Source organism: Streptomyces sp. NPDC059906, assembly GCF_042730645.1.
Taxonomy (GTDB): domain Bacteria; phylum Actinomycetota; class Actinomycetes; order Streptomycetales; family Streptomycetaceae; genus Streptomyces; species Streptomyces rubrogriseus.
Genome location: NZ_JBHWKU010000024.1, coordinates 113,974 through 132,557 on the forward strand (window position 1 = coordinate 113,974; position 18,584 = coordinate 132,557).

19 protein-coding genes are annotated in these 18,584 nt (G+C 68.7%); 13 read left to right on the forward strand and 6 right to left on the reverse strand.

The annotated features are described in order from the left end of the window. The first annotated feature begins 20 nt into the window (after positions 1 to 20). The 4 genes from ACFV9J_RS29670 to menC all read left to right on the forward strand — a co-directional run bounded on the left by ACFV9J_RS29670 (position 21) and on the right by menC (position 4,229). The gene (locus ACFV9J_RS29670) at positions 21 to 1,043 is read left to right on the forward strand and encodes a dipeptidase (RefSeq protein WP_385359082.1); all 1,023 of its coding nucleotides are present in this window, start codon (positions 21 to 23) and stop codon (positions 1,041 to 1,043) included. A gap of 190 nt (positions 1,044 to 1,233) precedes the next feature. After that, positions 1,234 to 2,316: a M20 family metallopeptidase gene (locus tag ACFV9J_RS29675; RefSeq protein ID WP_385359121.1), complete on the forward strand. Its 1,083-nt coding sequence runs from the start codon at positions 1,234 to 1,236 to the stop codon at positions 2,314 to 2,316. Continuing rightward, positions 2,313 to 3,083 carry a GNAT family N-acetyltransferase gene (locus ACFV9J_RS29680; RefSeq protein ID WP_385359084.1) on the forward strand — a complete coding sequence of 257 codons (771 nt, stop codon included), beginning with the start codon at positions 2,313 to 2,315 and terminating at the stop codon, positions 3,081 to 3,083. Before ACFV9J_RS29675 ends, ACFV9J_RS29680 begins: the two co-directional genes overlap by 4 nt. A 36-nt stretch (positions 3,084 to 3,119) precedes the next feature. Then, positions 3,120 to 4,229: an o-succinylbenzoate synthase gene (gene menC, locus ACFV9J_RS29685; protein ID WP_385359085.1), complete on the forward strand. Its 1,110-nt coding sequence runs from the start codon at positions 3,120 to 3,122 to the stop codon at positions 4,227 to 4,229. A 433-nt stretch (positions 4,230 to 4,662) separates the two neighbouring features. Here menC and ACFV9J_RS29690 read toward each other — a convergent pair whose 3' ends face one another. Then, positions 4,663 to 6,024, reverse strand: a complete 1,362-nt coding sequence (locus ACFV9J_RS29690; protein WP_385359088.1) for a tyrosine-type recombinase/integrase — start codon at positions 6,022 to 6,024, stop codon at positions 4,663 to 4,665. Positions 6,025 to 6,284: 260 nt separating this feature from the next. Here ACFV9J_RS29690 and ACFV9J_RS29695 point away from each other — a divergent pair, with 260 nt between their 5' ends. Beyond that, a complete protein-coding gene (locus ACFV9J_RS29695) occupies positions 6,285 to 7,685 on the forward strand; it encodes a hypothetical protein (protein ID WP_385359090.1) in 1,401 nt (466 codons plus the stop codon). A gap of 237 nt (positions 7,686 to 7,922) precedes the next feature. On the opposite strand, the gene ACFV9J_RS29700 is transcribed toward ACFV9J_RS29695, so the two are convergent. Next, positions 7,923 to 8,453, reverse strand: coding sequence for a hypothetical protein (locus tag ACFV9J_RS29700; RefSeq protein WP_385359093.1), 531 nt, complete (start codon positions 8,451 to 8,453; stop codon positions 7,923 to 7,925). 822 nt (positions 8,454 to 9,275) lie between these two features. On the opposite strand from ACFV9J_RS29700, the gene ACFV9J_RS29705 reads away from it, so the two are divergent. Further along, positions 9,276 to 9,539, forward strand: a complete 264-nt coding sequence (locus ACFV9J_RS29705) for a CopG family transcriptional regulator (RefSeq protein ID WP_385359095.1) — start codon at positions 9,276 to 9,278, stop codon at positions 9,537 to 9,539. Further along, the gene (locus ACFV9J_RS29710) at positions 9,536 to 9,949 is read left to right on the forward strand and encodes a PIN domain-containing protein (RefSeq protein WP_385359096.1); all 414 of its coding nucleotides are present in this window, start codon (positions 9,536 to 9,538) and stop codon (positions 9,947 to 9,949) included. Before ACFV9J_RS29705 ends, ACFV9J_RS29710 begins: the two co-directional genes overlap by 4 nt. 96 nt (positions 9,950 to 10,045) lie before the next feature. Here ACFV9J_RS29710 and ACFV9J_RS29715 read toward each other — a convergent pair whose 3' ends face one another. Further along, a complete protein-coding gene (locus ACFV9J_RS29715) occupies positions 10,046 to 11,080 on the reverse strand; it encodes a CBS domain-containing protein (protein WP_385359097.1) in 1,035 nt (344 codons plus the stop codon). Continuing rightward, positions 11,064 to 12,881: a DUF262 domain-containing protein gene (locus tag ACFV9J_RS29720; protein ID WP_385359098.1), complete on the reverse strand. Its 1,818-nt coding sequence runs from the start codon at positions 12,879 to 12,881 to the stop codon at positions 11,064 to 11,066. Before ACFV9J_RS29720 ends, ACFV9J_RS29715 begins: the two co-directional genes overlap by 17 nt. Before the next feature lie 185 nt (positions 12,882 to 13,066). Between ACFV9J_RS29720 and ACFV9J_RS29725 the strand changes: the two genes are divergently transcribed. Together ACFV9J_RS29725 and ACFV9J_RS29730 are read left to right on the forward strand one after the other, a co-directional pair. Beyond that, positions 13,067 to 13,489: a hypothetical protein gene (locus ACFV9J_RS29725; protein WP_385359099.1), complete on the forward strand. Its 423-nt coding sequence runs from the start codon at positions 13,067 to 13,069 to the stop codon at positions 13,487 to 13,489. A 175-nt stretch (positions 13,490 to 13,664) separates the two neighbouring features. After that, positions 13,665 to 13,964, forward strand: coding sequence for a hypothetical protein (locus tag ACFV9J_RS29730; protein WP_385359100.1), 300 nt, complete (start codon positions 13,665 to 13,667; stop codon positions 13,962 to 13,964). A gap of 140 nt (positions 13,965 to 14,104) precedes the next feature. Here the strand turns inward: ACFV9J_RS29730 and ACFV9J_RS29735 are convergent, their stop codons facing one another. After that, positions 14,105 to 14,515 carry a winged helix-turn-helix transcriptional regulator gene (locus ACFV9J_RS29735; protein WP_385359102.1) on the reverse strand — a complete coding sequence of 137 codons (411 nt, stop codon included), beginning with the start codon at positions 14,513 to 14,515 and terminating at the stop codon, positions 14,105 to 14,107. An 81-nt stretch (positions 14,516 to 14,596) separates the two neighbouring features. Between ACFV9J_RS29735 and ACFV9J_RS29740 the strand changes: the two genes are divergently transcribed. Further along, positions 14,597 to 15,016: a YybH family protein gene (locus ACFV9J_RS29740; RefSeq protein WP_385359104.1), complete on the forward strand. Its 420-nt coding sequence runs from the start codon at positions 14,597 to 14,599 to the stop codon at positions 15,014 to 15,016. A gap of 123 nt (positions 15,017 to 15,139) precedes the next feature. Continuing rightward, complete coding sequence (locus ACFV9J_RS29745) at positions 15,140 to 15,565, forward strand: DUF523 domain-containing protein (RefSeq protein WP_385359105.1); 426 nt, start codon at positions 15,140 to 15,142, stop codon at positions 15,563 to 15,565. Positions 15,566 to 15,579: 14 nt separating this feature from the next. Here the strand turns inward: ACFV9J_RS29745 and ACFV9J_RS29750 are convergent, their stop codons facing one another. After that, positions 15,580 to 16,542 carry a hypothetical protein gene (locus tag ACFV9J_RS29750; protein WP_385359106.1) on the reverse strand — a complete coding sequence of 321 codons (963 nt, stop codon included), beginning with the start codon at positions 16,540 to 16,542 and terminating at the stop codon, positions 15,580 to 15,582. A gap of 387 nt (positions 16,543 to 16,929) precedes the next feature. On the opposite strand from ACFV9J_RS29750, the gene ACFV9J_RS29755 reads away from it, so the two are divergent. Continuing rightward, positions 16,930 to 17,601, forward strand: a complete 672-nt coding sequence (locus ACFV9J_RS29755) for a papain-like cysteine protease family protein (protein ID WP_385359108.1) — start codon at positions 16,930 to 16,932, stop codon at positions 17,599 to 17,601. Between the two features lie 157 nt (positions 17,602 to 17,758). Continuing rightward, positions 17,759 to 18,529: a hypothetical protein gene (locus ACFV9J_RS29760; protein WP_385359110.1), complete on the forward strand. Its 771-nt coding sequence runs from the start codon at positions 17,759 to 17,761 to the stop codon at positions 18,527 to 18,529. Positions 18,530 to 18,584: the final 55 nt, after the last annotated feature.

Genomic DNA, 18,584 nt, shown 5'->3' on the forward strand with positions numbered 1-18,584 from the left:
CACGCGAAAGGGCCCTGCCCGTGTCCCTGGACCTGCACCGCCGCGCCGTCGTCGCCGACGCCCACAACGACCTCCTCATGGCCGTCGCCGCGCGCCCCCCGAAGCTCTGGGGCAGCTTCTTCCGCGAACGCTGGCTGCCGCAACTGCGCGACGGCGGCATCGACCTCCAGGTCCTGCCGGTCTTCATCGACGACCAGTACCGCCCCGAAGGAGCGCTGCGACAGACCCTCCGCATGAGCGAATGCGCCCACACCCTCGCCGAGGCCAACACCGACCACGTCGCCCTCTGTCTGAACGGCGCCGACATCGACGCGGCCCTCGCCCAAGGCAAGATCGCCCTCGTACTCGCGCTGGAGAGCGCACCGGGCATCGACGCCTCCGTCGAGCTGTTCCCCACCCTGTTCCGGCTCGGCGTACGCATCGCCTCGATCGCCCACTGGGGACGCACCCCGCTCGCCGACGGCAGCCGCGAGGACGCCACCGGCAGCCGGCTGACCGTACCCGGCATCCAGGCACTGCGGGAGATGGAACGCCTAGGCATGCTCTTCGACATCTCCCACCTCTCAGCGAGCGGCGTCGCCCACATCCTGGAACTCGCCACCCGGCCGCTGATCGCCACCCACTCCTGCGCCCGTGCCCTGCGCGACCACCACCGCAACCTCACCGACGACCAGATCCGCGGTGTGGCCGCCACCGGCGGCGTGGTGTGCGTGAACTTCGTGCCGGACTTCCTCACCGACGACCAGACGAAGGTGCACGTCGATCGGATCGTCGACCACATCGAGCACATCATCTCCGTGGCCGGGATCGACCACGTCGGTCTCGGATCAGACTTCGTCCGCGAGGTCGCGGCGGACGTCACCCCGCCCTGCTGCGAGCACCTCGACGACGAGGACCCGATGTTCGACTTCCCCGGGCTGGAAGGCCCGGCCGGCATGCCCCTGGTCACCGAGGCACTGATCCGCCGGGGCCTTGCCAAGGCAGACATCCTCAAAATCCTGGGCGGGAACACGCGGCGGCTCATGAGCACGTACATGGGCTGACGCCCGCCACCGTGCTCACCGGGTTCGGTCCCGGGCACGAACCGGCCGCTCAACTTGTCACCGGGCTACGAACCCGGCTCCGGCCTGCGTGTTTAGCGTGGCGCCCATCCCACCCCTGGAGGACTCCCCCGTGCCGGTTGACCATGACCCTCTCTCCGCACCGGCGGACTATACGGCGGCTCTCGACGCCATGCTCGCCGACCTCGAAGAACTCGTGATCTGCGAGTCCTATTCGGCCGACTACAAGGCGGTTGCCCGCTGCGCGCAGGTGGTGGCCGCGCAGGGCCGCCGCCTGCTCAGCGCCGAGCCCCGACTGCTGGAGATCGAGGGTGTCACCCACGTCCAGTGGACGTTCGGAAGGCCACGCATCCTGCTGCTCGGCCACCACGACACCGTCTGGCCGATCGGCTCCCTCAAAACCCACCCCTGGTCGGTGGAGCAGGGCATCGCCCGCGGCCCCGGGGTCTTCGACATGAAGGCCGGCCTGGTCCAGATGTTCCACGCCCTGGCCTCGCTGCCCTCTCTCGACGGTCTCTGCGTGCTCGTCACCGGCGACGAGGAGACCGGCTCGGACACCTCCCGCACGCTCATCGAGGACCTCGCGCGCCAGTGCGCGGCCACCCTCGTCCTGGAACCCTCGGCCACCGGCGGAGCCCTGAAGACCAGCCGCAAGGGCGTATCCGGCTACGACATCACCGTCCACGGCCGCGCCGCCCACTCCGGGCTCGAACCGGACAAGGGCATCAACGCGGCCACCGAACTCGCCCACCAGCTCCTCGCCCTGCAGACCATCGCCGACACCGTGAGCGCGTCCACCGGGCCCGGGACGACCGTCACTCCCACCCGGATGTCGGCCGGCACCGCGAACAACACCGTGCCCGCGCGGGCGGAGTTGAACGTGGACGTCCGTGTTCCCACCGCCGCCGCGCAGAAAGCGGTCGACCAGCTCATCAGGACCCTGCACCCGCAGATTGCCGGGGCCCGCCTGCAGATCGGCGGCGGCCCCAACCGGCCGCCCCTGGACCCCGCCGCCTCCCACACACTGTTCGCCCAGGCCAGTGAAGTGGCAGCGCAGCTCGGCCTCGGCCCACTGCAGCAGGCGGCCGTCGGCGGAGCCTCCGACGGCAACTACACCGCCGGGGCGGGCTGCCCCACCCTCGACGGCCTCGGCGCCGTCGGCGACGGCGCCCACGCCGACCACGAACACGTCATCACCGCCACCATGCCGGACCGCGCCCGCCTCCTGGCCCACCTCGTCGGAGCACTCCAATGAGCCAACCCGCCATCCGGGAACTCCACACCATGGAGGACCTCGAAGCCGTCAGCCTCCTCTACGCCGACATCTGGGGAACCGAGCCCGCCAACACGCCCCTGTCCGCCGAGATCATGCGCGCGCTGTCCCATGCCGGGAACTACGTCGCCGGAGCCTACGAGGACAGCCAGTTGGTGGGGGCATCCGTCGCCTTCTACGGCGACCCCGTCGGCACCTGCCTGCACTCCCACATCACCGGCGCAGCACAGGGCCGCGGCGTGGGCCTCGCCCTGAAACTGCACCAGCGGCAGTGGGCCCTGGCCCGGGGGCTTCAGCGGATCACCTGGACCTACGATCCCCTCATCCGCCGCAACGCCTACTTCAACCTCGTCAAGCTCGGCGCACGCCCCGAGGAGTACCTGACCTCCTTCTACGGGGCGATGGACGACGCCATCAACGGCGGCGACGAATCCGACCGCGTCCTGGCCGCCTGGAACCTCACCGCGCAAAGTGACCCTCCCGCCCTCGAACTGCCCGCCGGCGCCGTCCACGGCGTCCGCAACCACGAAGGCCGGCCCGAGACCGGTACGACCGACGCCGGGACGGTACTCATAGACCTCCCCGACGACATCGAGGCACTGCGCCGTACGGATCCCGGCGCCGCGCGGGCCTGGCGGCTGGCCGTCCGGCACACCCTGGGCGGCCTGCTCGCCGACGGCGCCCGCGTCGTCGGCTTCCACGACCGGCGCAGCTACGTCGTCCACCGCATCCCCACCCCAGTCGCCTGACAACCCCGCCTGACAACCCACACGGGAGCCACCTCCTTGAAGACGAAGATCTCCGGTGTCGAGCTGCGGCGCATCGCGATGCCGCTCGTCGCCCCGTTCCGTACCTCCTTCGGCGTCGAGACCAGCCGCGACGTGCTGCTGGTCCGTGTCGTCACCTCCGACGGCGAGGGCTGGGCCGAGTGCGCGGCCATGTCCGAGCCCCGCTACTGCTCCGAGTACGTCGACGGCGCCCAGGACGTCCTGCGCAAGTTCCTCATCCCCGCTCTGCCGAAGAACGGCGTGGACGCGAACGCGGTGGGTCGGATCCTTGCGCCCTTCACCGGCCACCACATGGCCAAGTCCGCACTGGAGACCGCGGTGCTGGACGCCCAGCTCCGGATCTCCGGAGAGTCCTTCGGCTCCTACCTCGGCGCCGCCCGTGATCGCGTTCCCTGCGGCGTCTCCGTCGGCATCATGGACTCCATCCCCGAACTCCTCGACGCCGTCGAGGGCTACGTCACCGAGGGCTACGTCCGTATCAAGCTGAAAATCGAACCCGGCTGGGACATCGAACCGGTCCGCGCCGTCCGCGAACGCTTCGGTGACGACCTGCTCCTCCAGGTCGACGCCAACGCCGCCTACACCCTGGTCGACGCCCAGCACCTCGCCAAGCTAGACGACTTCGGCCTTCTGCTGATCGAACAGCCCCTCGCCAACGACGACATGGTGCAGCACGCCCAGCTCGCCAAGCTCTTGCGCACCCCGATCTGCCTCGACGAATCCATCGAATCCGCCGCCGGCGCCGCCGCCGCCATCTCGCTCGGCGCCTGCTCCGTCATCAACATCAAGCCGGCCCGGGTCGGCGGCTACCTCGAAGCCCGCCGCATCCACGACCTCGCCCGCGCCCACGGCATCCCGGTCTGGTGCGGCGGCATGCTGGAGACCGGCATCGGCCGCGCCGCCAACGTCGCCCTCGCCGCACTGCCCGGCTTCACCCTCCCCGGCGACACCTCCGGCTCAAAACGCTACTTCGCCACCGACATCACCGAACCGTTCGTCCTCACCGACGGCCACCTCAACGTCCCCACCGGTCCCGGACTCGGTGTCGACCCCCTGCCCGGCGTACTGGACGAGATCACCACAGCCAGCGAATGGATAGCCCTCTAGGCACCGCCATCAGCACACGAGGCTCCCCGGGTGGCTCACGACGCCCAGGGAGCCTCGACACGTGTACGGCACAGCCCCGTATCGCTCCACCCAGCTAGTCCGCTGACACGAAGATCCCGCACCGCGTTCAGACCAGCCCACCAGGAAACGAGAGTTCGCAGGCACCATAGTGAACCCACCGCATCGCGTGACGGTCGCGGCTTCGAGCACAACATCAACGGCCCTCATCACCCACAAAGTGAAGGTCCGATGCACCACCGGCCCGTGACCCCGCCCCGGCACCGCTCCGGCTCAAAAAGCACCGCCCGACCTCACGCCGCAGCCCTAACTGCACGTTCTGGGCCTCGACCCAACTGGCACACAGGCGTCGGCAATCCTGGCCGCTCTTGGACGTGCGGCGGACGAACCGCCGTGATCAAGATCTGGCCGGCAGCTAGTCGTAGTCGCTCAGGAGCCCTTCGATGCGCTGGTTGTTGATGGACTGCCGGTCGTACAGGCACTTCGCGTACCGGCTCAGCAGGACCTCGACACTGTTCCCGGCCCGCTGGGCGACCTCGGCCGGGTCCGCGCCCGCACACAGCCAAGTGGACAGCGCCGAGTGCCGCAGGTCATACGGCCGCTTCGCGAGCGGGGTGCCGGTGAGGGCGGGTGGCAGGGCGAGGTCGCGGGTCTCGTGCCAGACCCGGTGATAGGTGGTGTAGCTGATGACCCGGCCCTGTTCGGTGAAGAACAGTCGCCCGTCGTCGGCCGTGCCGAACGTGGCAACGTGGTCCCGCCACAGGGCCACCAGATGCGGCGGCAGCGGCACCACCCGCGTTTCACCCGGCGGGCGGTTCTTCAGCCCGCGCTCGTCGTGGAACTGGCCGGTGTCGGTCCATCGTTTGCCCGCCTGCGGCCGAGTGCGATGCAAGATCAAACGACCCCAGCCTGTCTCGGGCAAGTAGCAGTCCGGCAGCGCCACCGCGACCGCCTCCTCCGGGCGCAGTCCCGCGTAGTACATGCCAGCGAAGAACCCGACCAGGCGACGGCCGCGGGCCCGGCGGTAGCCACCGACGTAGGAGACGGCGCTCAGCAGGTCCCGCGCTTGGTGCGGGTTGGCCACCACTCGCGGATCCACCGCGACTGCCGGTTTGGGCACCCGCCAGCGAACCCTGTTCAGCGGGTGACTGCCCAGCTCGCCCCGTTCGACCGCGTAGTGGAGGGCATGGACCAGCACCTTGCGCTTGCGCCGCATCGTCTCCACGGCGGCCTCGCCACCGTCGAGCTTGCGACGCAACGACTCCAGCACATCGCGCGCCAGCACTGGATCATGCAGGTCGACCAGGGGCCGGGATGCCTTGGCCACCCACTGCAGCACCAGCCGGTCTTCCGCCGGCATCTCCGGCTGCCCGGGACCGGGTACGACGAAGGCCCAGTGCCGCAGGGCGCGGCGCAGCAGCTGGCCACTCGGCCGCCCAGGTGAGTCCCAGAGCATCGCCACTGTGACAACGGTCAGCGCCTCGCTGACCTCGTCCCGGGTCTTCGCCGCCCGGCCGGGCCAGTGTGCCCGCGCGTACTCAGTAGCGAAGGAGTACCAGCTCAGCTGGGACGGGCCCCGCGACGTATGAGCGGAGCTGCTGCCCTGGGCCAGGCCCACGCGAAGGGCCCGGACCAGCTCCGCGCCGAACTCGCCCGCCAGATCCGCGACGACACTGTCACGGTCCGGCCGACCGTCACCATGCGGCTGCGCCCAAGACTGGGCCGTCGGCGGTTCGGTTTCCGGGGTGGCACCGTCGTGACGCTCGTTCGGGTCCATGCCCGCCTCCTTCTGATCGACCGGGGCATGACTGCCCGGTCCCTTCACTCGCACATCCCCCGACAAGAAGGCACTCGGGCGGCACTTGGTTGACGAGTGTGGATGGTCGGACGGTCTGCTTGGCTTCCGTCACCGCCGGTCGCACTCGATCCCGGTGTGGCCTGTTGTGCACCATGGCGCGTCATGCGCACTTGCGTGCGCCCCAATGTCCCGAACTACCGTCCCCGGTCGGTCAGGGCAGGCGAACACCCGGGGGATGCATGGCAAGAACCGCGCGACAGATTCTGAACGCACTCAGCCGCTCGACGAGCGTTTACATCCGGTCGACAACAGAACTCGCTGCCCATGTCGACTCTGCGGCGGCGGCCATCGACAAGAAGCGCCGGGAAAAGGGCCAGGAACCGGTGCGCAGGAAGCCTGAACTGCGCCCCGTCACACGGGCCGAGTGTGATCGGGTGATCGAGCTGACGCCGTGGCAGTCACTGCACGCCGTGGCCCGCGGCTACGTTCTGGCCGGCCAGGGAATGGGGCGCGGGCTCGCGGAACACTGGCTGAGCCTGAAGTTCTGCGAGGCGTTGGACGGCAATCGCGCTGGCGCCATGGATCTCACCGAAAAGGGCCGCACCGCCGAGCGCTGGTACAAGGCCATGCAAGCCCGGGAACTGGCCGTCGGCTTCGGACTCGCCGCGGCGGAACACATCGTGCAACAGCGATACCCGGACCACATCGTCTCGGTCGTGGACACCAGCACGGTGCTGCGGGCCGGCTGGCCCCTGAGCGTCTCACAACGGAACAAGACCTCACGGCCCCGCCCCGACTACCTCATCGAAGCGTGGAAGCCCGGCGAGCTGTCGAAAGTCACGTTCGTGGCCTGCCGAGGAAACCACCAGAAGCCGAGCAAGCGGACCGGCCGGACTCGCAGCACCACGGTCCAGCAACTGGTCAAGGGCGCCGAGCTGACCGAAGGCATGCAGATCGGACCATGGAACACGACGCCGTGCCTGATGCTGTCCACCGAACTCATGGGACAGGGAGGGATCGTGGTCAATGCCCTGCAGACATCTGGCGAGGCTCTCCTTCCTCTCCGCTTACCGGGTGCCCCGGGAAACGCCGACGAGGAGATCAGAGACAAGCCCGGCATCCCCTACCCCAACGCCATCCACATTCCCGCCCGTCATGGGAAGCGGGCTCGGACCGTCGACGGCTTCCAGGTGGGCGAGGACGACTTCGGCTGGTTCGGCCAGCTCCTTGCCCGTACCGGGGCCGCCGGCCTGACCGCGTTCGCCGGCGGAGCATCACAAACCGCGCAGTACCTCACTGCCCGCCAAGGGCGCCAGCATTACGACGTGCCCGCCTTCGCCGCCACAGCGAGCGTTGACGACGCCGACATCGAGATCGGCGACACGAAATTCGTCGGCACGGACCATGTCTTCCGCATGGGGTCCGTACGCATCGAAGCGTTCTCCGGCATGACCGAGGACCTGTACGAACTGGTCAAGAAGGGCCGAGTGGAGGAGTACCGGCAAACGGCCCACAAGCTCCGCTCCGCACGGCAAAACACCAACGAAACCGGAAGGTGGAACGGGCCCATCTCGTTCCACGCCGACGGCACGGTCATGGCCTTGAGCGTCCTGCCCGTACGCAAAAGGCGCACCCTCTAAATTTCCCCCCGGACGCCGCCCAGACCGGCACTGGGCAGCGCAACATAGCGCGGGATCGCCGGTTGGCCAAACCGGCGATCATCCGCACCATTGGAGAACCACCGCCACTCCCTGTCCCCGCTCGAAAGGCCCCATCTGGAACCAAGCTCACAACTTCACGATTCGACTGCCGCAAACCGCCCTGGGCACCCGGACATCCGAAACGAGAGATCCAGAAAAAGTGCCGGGGATCGGCTGCTACCGCCCGGTTGTACGCCGCTCCAGCCTGTTGAGACGGGACAGCGCGGCACTGACGTGCTGCACGCCATCTCGGGCGATGTCTGCCTGCGCAGCGAACCGTCGCTGATCCTCGGCGCTCCTTTCTCTCTCCTTCGGAGTGGGCTCCTGATCCGAATACCTCACCCATGGCCCAGAAGGAGGGGGCGCCAGCACGAAGGCTTTGTCCCACGTCTCCGCCACGGTCTCCATTGCAGCTCTGAGGCGCTGGTCCTCGCGCCGCACCGCCAAGTCTCGCAGCGATTCGCCGACGTCCCTGCGCTCTTCGCCGAGGAACCAATCGGAACGGCGCCCCTGTGCCACGATGTCGCCGAAAAGGCGCCGGCACTCGGTAAGGCGCTCACGGACCGCGTCTGCCTCTGGACCGATGGACAGGTGATGGCGGCGGTTCAGAGCGGTGCGCATCAACGTGTAAGAGGTCGCAATGAAGGCCAACCAGCCAGGTAGGAACTTGATCCAGTTCAGCCACCACGGATCACCGGTACCTGCCATGGTCTTTTTCCCCTTCCACCCCGCTTGCCCGGCGAGGCGGCCGTGAGGCTACGACCCGCGCCCATGAATCCGCAAACGAGCGCCCGGCTCCTGGGGAGGCGCATGGCGCCGCTCGGGGATCAGGTATGGAAGTTCTGCAGGGTCGGCGCCGCCTGTCCGTCCGCTCGTCATCGGGCAGCGGCCGGGCTCACCGACGATGTAGCTTCCGTGACCCTGGGTGCGCTCGTGACACGTCCGCGCTTCCGCCCAGCCACCGGTGTCCGGCGTTCGCCAGCATCACGGCCCCGCCCGCAATTCACATGATCACCGCCGAGGCGGTCAGACCCTGCGGTGCACCCCAGGGAGCCGGGGGCGCACGCGGCGCAATCCCACCTGTCCCCGCGCTCCGGAACCTCTTCCTGTTCGATTGAAGGGCGCACCATACACCCCCTAGGCTTAACCGAGGAAGTCACGACCTCCACCGCATCACGCAGCAGGTGAACGCCGAGCAGGAAGCGGGCAAGTCGACCAAATCGGGCCTTTCGTTTTCGCGGGACATGCGCGGGATCACCCGCCTGACAGGCCATCAGGTAGGTTCCTGACCTGCGAAAATGTGTGAGAATCCGACGGCCTCCGGAGCCGTGTGCGCAGGTTCGAATCCTGCCGGGGGCACTTCCGGAATAGGGTCCTTACCTGCATGTGCATAGGTGTGCATAGGTAAGGGCCCTATTTGCGTGGGCCGAAACAGTAACGGCCCGTCTTGCAGGTACAGCTCCTGGCAACATCTCTCTGACCTGGCTCCCTACCGCTCACTCGGGGAGGATGGCAGGTAGGATAGATAGCATGAGTGAGCCTACCGGCAAGTACTCGATCACCATGCCGCGCGACATCGCGGAAGCCGCCAAGGCTCGCAGCGGTCCCTCTGGCCTGTCCGCCTATGTGGCCGCGGCAGTGGCCCGTCAGATCGAACGCGACAACCTCAACGAACTGATCACCGTCGCCGAGGCTGAGCACGGACCAGTCACAGACGAGGAGGTCCAGGCCCTGCGCGACCAGCTCGCCCAGGCACGACGCGAGCAAGCAGAGCACGGGGCGAGCCCGGCGTGACCCGCTCCCCCGCGGTTCCCGGTGGCACCCTCGTCCTCGACCGCGCAGGGCTGGCCAAGGCTGTCCTGCGCGACCGCGCTGTCACCAGCTGGCTCGCCCTCGCTCGCGCCGACGACCATCGAGTGATCACGTCGGCGGCCACCCTGGTCGAAGTGGTCCACCCCCGCATCAACCGCCCGGCGCTGGAATGGACGCTCTCCCGTCTGGTCATCGAACCGATCACCGAGCCGATCGCCCGCCACGCCGCCGCCCTCCTCGCCGACGCCGGCCTTCACGGCCACAAGTACGCCATCGACGCCATGCTCACCGCCACTGCCCTGGCCGCGCCCGGTCCGGTCACCGTCCTCACCTCCGATCCGGAGGACCTCACTGCCCTCTGCGGCGGACGCACGACCGTGATCAAGATCTGACCGCTCCGCCCCGTCGAGGTCGAGGTCGAGGTCGAGGTCGAGGTCGGAGTCTCCATGCTCCGTCATTCTTGCGAGGGCAGCCGGTCAAACCGCTCACTATGTGCTCCCGCTCATGCTGGTCGCCCCGTAGTCCGGGTCGTACTGGCGCAGCATGGAGACGAAGCTGTCGAGCAGGTCAAGTTGTTCGGCCCTGAGTGACGGCGCGTTGAAGTGCATGACCGTGTTGCGGACGTCCTTCACGCGGCCGAGCAGCCCGATGAAATGTGCTCTGTCGACGAGCGGCCAGCCGAGCTTGTCCCAGCGTTCCTCGTTGTCCAGGAGGCGGATGTACTCGCCAAACATCATCTCGTCGACCGACGTCTTCTTCTTGTGCACCTTCTGCACGTCGGCCTCGTCGTAGACACGCCCCAGGCAGCGCCGGAGTCGGCGCTCGATCTCGCCCAAGGTGAAAAAGGGACGGGCCACGGTGCCGAACTCGCCTGCGAGGTCGGCGGAGGTGACGATGCCGCTCACCTGCCCGTCCGCGGCTCGGACGAGAACGAACTCGTGCGTACGGATTACCGGCAGTACTGGCAGCAGATGGGCCGGGGCGTTGACGATCTCGTACTCACTGGTGATCGCGCTGGCCAGACAGGTCTTACGTCCGGTCGCGTGCATGAGGACGATCGACGCCCAGGTCACGACCCCGTGCAGGGTTCCCGACGTGTCGATCACGGGAAGTTGTGAGTACCCGTGTTCCGCCATCCTGCCCATCGCCGCGGACAGAGGCTCATCGGGTGTGATCGATGCGACTCTGTGGGCGCAGGGCAGGTCGTACACCCTCATCGCCGCCTGTGGGAAGACTCCGACGGCTTCCTCGGAGTCATCGACCGGGTCCTGTTCGGTGGCCGCATCGCCCGCGTCGGCGACCGTGTCTCGCTCGTGGGCGATCGGGACGATCGCGACCTCGTCATCGAGTGAACCGGCAGCGAAGTCAGGAACCGCGGTCAAGCCGGCGTTCGTCAAGTCGAGCCGGATCTGAGGGACGGATGTGTGGTCACGGATCCGGTAGCCCCACAAGGACAACAGGCCCCGGATCGGCAGGGCTACGCCTTCCAGTCCCTTGACGTTGGCATCATCCGGCGACGGCATCGCTCGTCCTCTCGCGCACCGCGGCCTTGCCCATCTCTCGCTCCACGAGTTCCAGGAGCCTGGCCGTCCGATCCCGGTAGAAGGCGTCGAAGTCGTCCGCACGCAACGTCTTGGCGTCGATGAGGTGCGTTCCGACGATGTCGTCGAACCAGTCACCGGGACTGCCGGTATGCCGTTCGAAAGCGGCCAGGTACGCCGACGGCGCGCTGGCTCCCATTGCCTGGAGCGCCCGGTAGGACAACGGCGTCTTGTTGACGATGCTGCTCATCCGGGAGCCGTCCACGCCGTTCTGCTCCAACCACGCCTTCGGAAAGACCTGCCGGATGTCCACGTACTGCCCGATCAGGAACTGCTCGTTGATCGGTTCGCCGTGGAAGAACCAGTCGACCGCCCCCTCTTTGAGAAGGAGGGCGTGGACGCCCTTGTACGCGGCGCTGTTACGCGAGGCGAGCCGGTGCAGGCGCTGTTCCTGGAACGTCGCTTCGGTGACCGTGTCGGGCTCGGCACCGCCGTCCCTGATCCAGCCGACCACCTGCTCGACATCCCGCACGAACCGGGTGTCCGTGACCCCTCCGTAGAGCTCGCCGAGGACGCCACACCAGTACCAGCGGGCAAGCCTCTCCTGAACATCCGGTTCCTGCAGTGTCTCGCGCAGAAGGACCACGATGGCCGCCAGGGGCACCACCTGCGACCCGTACGGCAGGTCACGCTCACGGAAAACGTGCTGCGTGGCCAGGAAGCGGCCCACCCAGGACAACGCCTCGGCCGCCTTCGGAGCGATCGTCGTGTAGTCGGTCAGCGGAAGGTGCAACAGGTCGCGGCGCTTGCAGCTCACTGCCGGGGCGTTCGTCGCGCCGGGGTTCTCCGCCAGGAATTCCTGTTTGCGCCGGTACGTGCGCACCAGCGCGATGGCTTGAAGGAAGTCCAGGCTCGTGAGCCCGGTCTCCTGACCGCTGTCCTTGTCCAGGGTGCCGAACACCTGGTGATCGGAACACAGCTCGCCCTTGATGGCTTGCCAGTTCTTGATGAGGCTGAAGTCATGGCCTCCGTGGCCCGCCGAGTACTGCGTATCGCCCGCATAGGTCGCTGTGAGCAGCTCGAAGACATTGAGGACGACGCCGCCGGTGTTCACCCGCTCGAACACGGAGCACACCGCTTCCTTGCGGGTTTCCTTCGGGAGTCGGATCAACGGCACCTTGAAGCCCTTGACCGTGTCGATGACCCGGGCCTGGAAGGCCGACCACAGGTCCCAGCGGTCGTCGCCGCCGGCCACGTAGGCCCGTTGCCACTTCCCGGTCAGGTCGGGTTCGAAGATGAGGTTCAGGGGGAACAGGCCGTTCGCGCATTCCTTCTCACGCGTCGAGAGGTCTCGCGTCGCCGCGTGGCCGTAGGCGCCGCGCAACACTCGGTCCTCGGGGACGGACACGATCGCCTCGTCGCGATCCGCCGCCTCGTCCACCGCCTTGGCGATGTCGATGTAGTACCAGCGCTTGAGCGGCTTGTTGCGTGCGCCTGTCGTCTCCACCGGCCGGTCGGACCGGAGTGCCTGGAACAAGGAGGTCAGCCGCTGCTGACCGTCGAGCAGCAGTTGCTCCGGCACCACGTGCGGCTGCACACCGGTGCCGTGCAGCGGCCGGGCCTTGAACTGGGCGTCGCCGCCCGTCTCCAGCGTCATCGCGACACCCAGTGGGTAGTCGAGCGTCACGGTCGCCAGCAGGGCGCGGATCCGGTCGTCGTCCCACTTCCACTGTCGTTGGAAGTCGGGGAGCTGGATCCGGCCAGCCGCCACGTCGTCCAGCATCTTGCCCAGGCTGGGCCCGTCCAGCGCCACGTCAAACCCCCAGTAACACAGTTGCTCCCCTACGTCACGGATCGACATGTTACTGGCTGCCGGGGACGGTCCGGCCGGATGCGATCAACCTTGCACGAAAACTTCAAATCCCCTAAGCTTTGGAGATACGAAGTTTCTCATGATGGAGGTCGGTCGTGCCCAAGCGTTCCATCGAGATCGACGGCGAGGTGTTTGCCTTCCTGCAGAGCCGGAGCAAGCCCCTGGTGGACACCCCCAACGACGTACTGCGACGCCTACTCCTAGAGGACACCCACCTCACCACGACATCTGCGGAGGATCGGCGCCCCGGTGACCTGATGCCGTTCATCACGGCGGGCATACTCGAGGCAGGGGACAAGCTGATCCACGTCCAGCCGCGCCGTGGGCTGACGCATGAGGCCACAGTGACGGCGGACGGATGGCTCGAGATCGAGGACGGCCGCTCGTTCTCCAAGCCTTCGCCCGCCCTCAAGGCGCAGACCGGAGTCGACATCAACGGCTACGGAAAGTACGTCCTCAAGAAGAATCCCGAGGTCCGGCTCCAGGACCTCCGCGAGCAGCTGCGAGGCGGTGCCTGATGGCGACGCACCTGATCATCCTCGGCGATCGGGAGCCCCTGGCCTGGGTGCTGGACAACCAGCGGATGGCCTTCCCGGCCGGACGCGGCAGCGGGCTTCCCGAGAAGGGCGACGAGATCCTCGTGTACACGACCAGGGCTACTTCCGGAATCCCGGACGCGATCGCGGACGAATCATGGGCCTGGCGACCGTCACCTCCCACGTCGCGGCACTCCCGGAACCCGTCTCGTTCGGCGACCGGGACTTCACCTCGGGGTGCACCCTCCAAGTGCACGGGCTCGCCCCGCGGCACGAGGGAGTGATCCTCGCCGACCTCGTCCCTCAGCTTCAGGCCTTTCCAAACCCGAAGACCTGGAGTGTACGTATGCGGCGTGCGTCGCTGAAGCTGCCCGAACCGGACGCGGATCTGCTGCGCCGCGAGCTGCAACCGATGCTCCGGACCCGCACAGCGGTTCTCGGGCAGTACGCGCTCTGATCCGGACACGGCCCTCCCAGGCGTCCGGACGGCTCGTGGGTGCGCGGACCGCCGATGACACCACGATCGGGTTCGACACGGGTGAGGCTCGGTCCAGGGCGGGAGGGGCCGGCCAGGACATTTCGTTTCGTTCTCGCTGGTCATACGCGTGTGGGCGTCCGGCTGGGCCCAGTCGCACTGTCCGGGCCCGAAGCCCGTGCCCCCCAGTCCCACAGGGCCTGGAGGACGGGGCCCAGGGAGTGGCCGGTCGGGGTGAGGGTGTAGAGGACGCGTGGGGGCCAGGCGGGGTGGCGGTGGCGTTCGACTACTCCGGTCCTGGTGAGCTGGACCAGGCGGTCGGACAGCACCTTGTCCGAGAGGGCGGGCAGGGCGGCGCGCAGTTCGCCGTAGGAGCGGTCGCCGCGCAGCAGTTCGCGGATCACCAGCGTCGTCCAGCGGCCTTGGAGGACCGCCAGGGTGATCTCCACCGGGCACTCGGGAGTGGGTGCGGTGACATCGGCGCGCGGATCGTCGGGGAGTCCTGGCGGGTGACCAACCGTTCGGTGAGTCACGAGGTCGCCTCCTAGCGTGGGATCGCCTCCCGGCGTGGGGGGCGGTTCGATTGTCCCGGTCCGGAAGGATGTCTGTCGATCATGCGCGAGTTGGCCGATCTGCCCGAAGACGTGCCCGTGGTGTTCGCCGAGCGGTTCAACAGCGGTGACGCCAGCGCATTGGCGCAGGTCTACGAGGAGGCGGCCGTGCTGGTTCCGGAGCCGGGGGCGCCGGTGACCGGGGCGGAGTTGGGTGTCGCTAACGGCCGGTTGCAGGGGCTTGGTGTGCCCATTTCGGTTCGTCCACGGCATGTGTATCGGAGTGGGAGTCTGGCGCTGCTGGTCGTCGACTGGGTCATCGACGGGGTCGGACGGGAGGGGGAGGTCGTGCACGTCGAAGGTACTGCCACCGATGTCGCGCGGCGGGGTTCGGACGGCCGTTGGCGGTATGTCATCGACAATCCCTTCGGCACCCTGGTGCTCGGGGAGGAGCCATGCCCGCCAGGTGGGTCCGGGTCGTAGCCTGGAGTGGTGGAGCGGATTCTGGTGAGTGCCTGTCTCTTGGGTAGGCGGGTGCGTTATGACGGGGGTGCCAAGCCGGTCCGTGACGAGGTCGTCGCGCGGTGGTAGAGCGAGGGGCGAGTGGTGGTCTTCCGTCCCAAGGTGTCCGGGGGGTTGCCGGTGCCGCGGCCGGCGGCGGAGATCGTGGGCGGTGACGGCGACGGTGTTCTGGACGGAGTCGCCCGGGTGCTCACCGAGTCGGGTGAGGACGTCAGCCTGTACTTCGTCCGCGGTGCCCGGCTTGCGCTGGAGGCGGCCCGTGCGGCAGGGGTCCGCGTGGCGTTGTTGAAGGAGTCCAGCCCTTCCTGCGGCTCGCTTCGCGTCTATGACGGGCGGTTCTCGGGGACGCGGGTGCCGGGGCACGGCGTGACCACGGCGCTGTTGCGGCGGGCGGGGTGCGGGTGTTCAGCGAAGGGTAGGTTGCCGAGGCGGCGGCCTGCCTGGGTGAGCTTGAAAATGCCGGTGCCTTGCGCTGACCAGTGCCTCTCGTCGACCAACACCCCTCGCTGACCAAGGCCTCAAGATCAGTCCCACTCCCAGGCCAGGCCCACGATGCCCGGGCTGGCGTTCTGTTCCGTCAGGTGGGCGCTGTGGTAGCCGTTGAGGGGGATCGGTGTGACGTGGTGGCGGGGGGCGTGGGCGGAGCGGCGGGTGAAGCCGTAGCAGCGGACCGGGAGGGTCGGTGGGGCGAAGTAGACCTGGAGGAGGTAGTGGCCGACCGGGTAGCGGAAGCCCCGGGTGTACTCGGTGCACTCGCCGCCGGTGCCGTCGGTGACGCGGTAGCGGAAGGGCTGGGTCTCGCCGAGGGACAGGGGGCGGTCGAAGACCAGCTCCACGGCGAGGAGGGAGGCCGACTGATCGCCGCGCACGCGGCCCAGGCGGCAGTTGTCCAGGGGGTCGATCCGTACCCGGCTGATGTCGCAGCCGGGGTCGCCCTGGTAGATGGAGACGTACCGGTCGACGTTGCCCCGGTGTGCCCGTACGAGTTGCTGGACCTCGCGGCGCCACAGTTCGCGTCGGGGGCCGAGGTGGACCTGCTCCGACTGGCTCACCGTGTGGAGGCGGTCCTCGGTGGGGCAGTCGAGTTGGTCCAGCAGGTAGAGGACCGCCGTGTCCGGGCCGAACAGCTCCTGGTAGCGGCGGGCCGCCCGGGTCGTGCTGCCCGTGGCTCCGCCGTGGAACGGCTCCAGCAGGCGGACCAGGGCGCCGGGGGCGATGTCCAGGATGTTTTCGAGTGCCCTGACCACCTGCACCGACTCGGTCCTCGCCGGTACCCGTTCCCCGCGCTGCCAGTAGCTGAGGCTGGTCACGCTGACCTGGAGGCCCTGTTCGGCCAGGTGGTGGCGGATGCGGTGCAGGGCGAGGCCGCGGCGTCGGACGGCCGTGCGCAGGGCCAGGTGGAAGGGGCCGGTGCGCAGCGCCTCGGTCAGGGCGTCGTCCGGTGGGTCGCCCCGCACGGTGCCGCCAGGGCGTGTATCGGTACGCATCACATCTTCACCTCCGCCGGTACCCCGTCCCGTGTGCTTCGAGTGGATGTTCACACAGTCGGCGGTGGAAGGCACCGGGTCGGACGGGACGATTCCACGGCGAGTGGACCGGACGGTCCGCGGGCGGTGGGGCCGGGGGCTGGAGGGACGTGAGCCAGGGCCGGTCCGTGAGCCGTTCACGGTTGTTCACACCTGGTTCACCGCCGAACCGGCCTGTTTTTCCCGTGCCTTGAAGGACCCGGTGCGCGGTCCGATTCTCGAACCACTTCCCCGGTCGGCCGCGACGGTCCCGGTTCCTCGTCTCCGGTTCCTCGTATCCGGTTTCTGGTTCCGTCGTCCTCCCCTGGTCCCGGCCGGTGGTTCGCCAACCCCACAAGGAGGCCGTCCATGCGCTTGTCCCTGTCCTCACGGAGACGGCGACGGTGGGCCGTCGCGCTCGCGCTCTCGGCGAGTGTCGGGCTGCTCAGTCCCTCCGTTGCGTCGGCGGCGGCGTCTTCGCCGTCCGCCCGCACCGCGCCGTCCACCACCGCTCGCTCGGCGGTCGGCGGTAGCGGCAGCAGCAGTACCCAGGCCGAGTGGACCTGGCGCCGGCTGAACATCTCCATGCAGGCCCAGCAGTTGAGCAACTGGTGCTGGGCCGCGACGGGCGACACCGTCGCGGAGTACTACGGCCACGACTACTCGCAGAACCAGTTCTGCAACCTCGCCTTCGGCCGGGCCGTGAACAGCTCCTGCCCCAACTGGCAGGCCACCCTCGGCAACGACCAGCGGGCGTTCGACGCGATGGGCATCAACCCGGGCCGGTACGTCAACGGCTACCTCAACTACGACACGATCACCCGGGAGATAGACGCCGACCGCCCGGTGATGTCGCGGATCCAGTGGCAGTCCGGCGGCGGTCACATGCTGACCGTGTACGGCTACGACGTCAGCAGGAACTGGGTGTACTGGGGCGATCCCTGGCCGTCGAGCAACCGCTACAACTGGGCCACCTACGGCTACTACGTCAACAACGGCTCCTTCTTCTGGACCCACTCCCTCTACGGCATCGGAGCGTGAGCCCGGTATGCGACCCCGACCCCGACTCCGACCCCGACCCCGACTCCGACCCCGACTTCGACACACCGTCCTGTTGATCGCGCTTCCCGGCGTGGCCCTTCTCGGGCCGGGTCCGGCGGCCGCCGCAGGCCAGACGGGACCCTCCGAAACCCATGTGGTGGCCGACGCTCCCACCCCGGCGCAGCTGTCCGCCGCCCACCGGGCCGCCGGGGCCCCGGCCACCCTGCAGGTCCTGGAGACCTTCTTCGCCCGCGACGGCCTCCCGCCGGGCCGCAAGGGCAGACTCAGCCCCGCCCAGGAGGCCACCGCCGCCGAGGCCGCCGATCCGCGCCTGGTCGGCAGGGCCGTACCGGTGTACTCGCTCAACCCCGAGTTCGTCACCGCGGCCTCGGCGGGCCGGACCCCGGTGGCCACGATGGAGTTCGCCGCGTCCGAGGCCGTCGACGCCGACGGCGACACCGCCTCGGTGTGGACGGCCCGGGTCGCCGGGAAGTGGCAGGTGGTCAACATCGCCACCGGGAGCGACGAGACCGACTACGCGGCCCGCGCCGACGCCGGTTCGGTGGTCTTCCGGGAGCCCCAGCTGAACGCCTGGTACCAGGTGGCCGACGGCCGGGTGGTCCCGCTGAACGACGAGGCCCGCGCCTCCGTCGGCGCCGGGGGCACCGGCCTGGCGCGCTACCAGCGCCTGGTGCACCAGCGGTACGCCGACAAGATGCCGGGCTCCGCGTACGACGAGGGCGGCTACGCCGGAGGGTTCGACACCGGGGCCGGGCGGGCGCGGGTCGCCGCGGACGCCCGTACCGCCGGGGACTCGGGGCCGACGGACACCGTGCCGGTCGCCGCCGGGGTGGGGGCGGGTGCCCTCGCCGCCGCCGGGGTGGCCGGCGGGCTGTTGGTCCGCCGGCGGCGGCTCGCCGGGAGGTGAGCCGGACCTGAGCCGACGGCCTCGACGGCCCCCGACGGCCCCCGACGACGCCCAC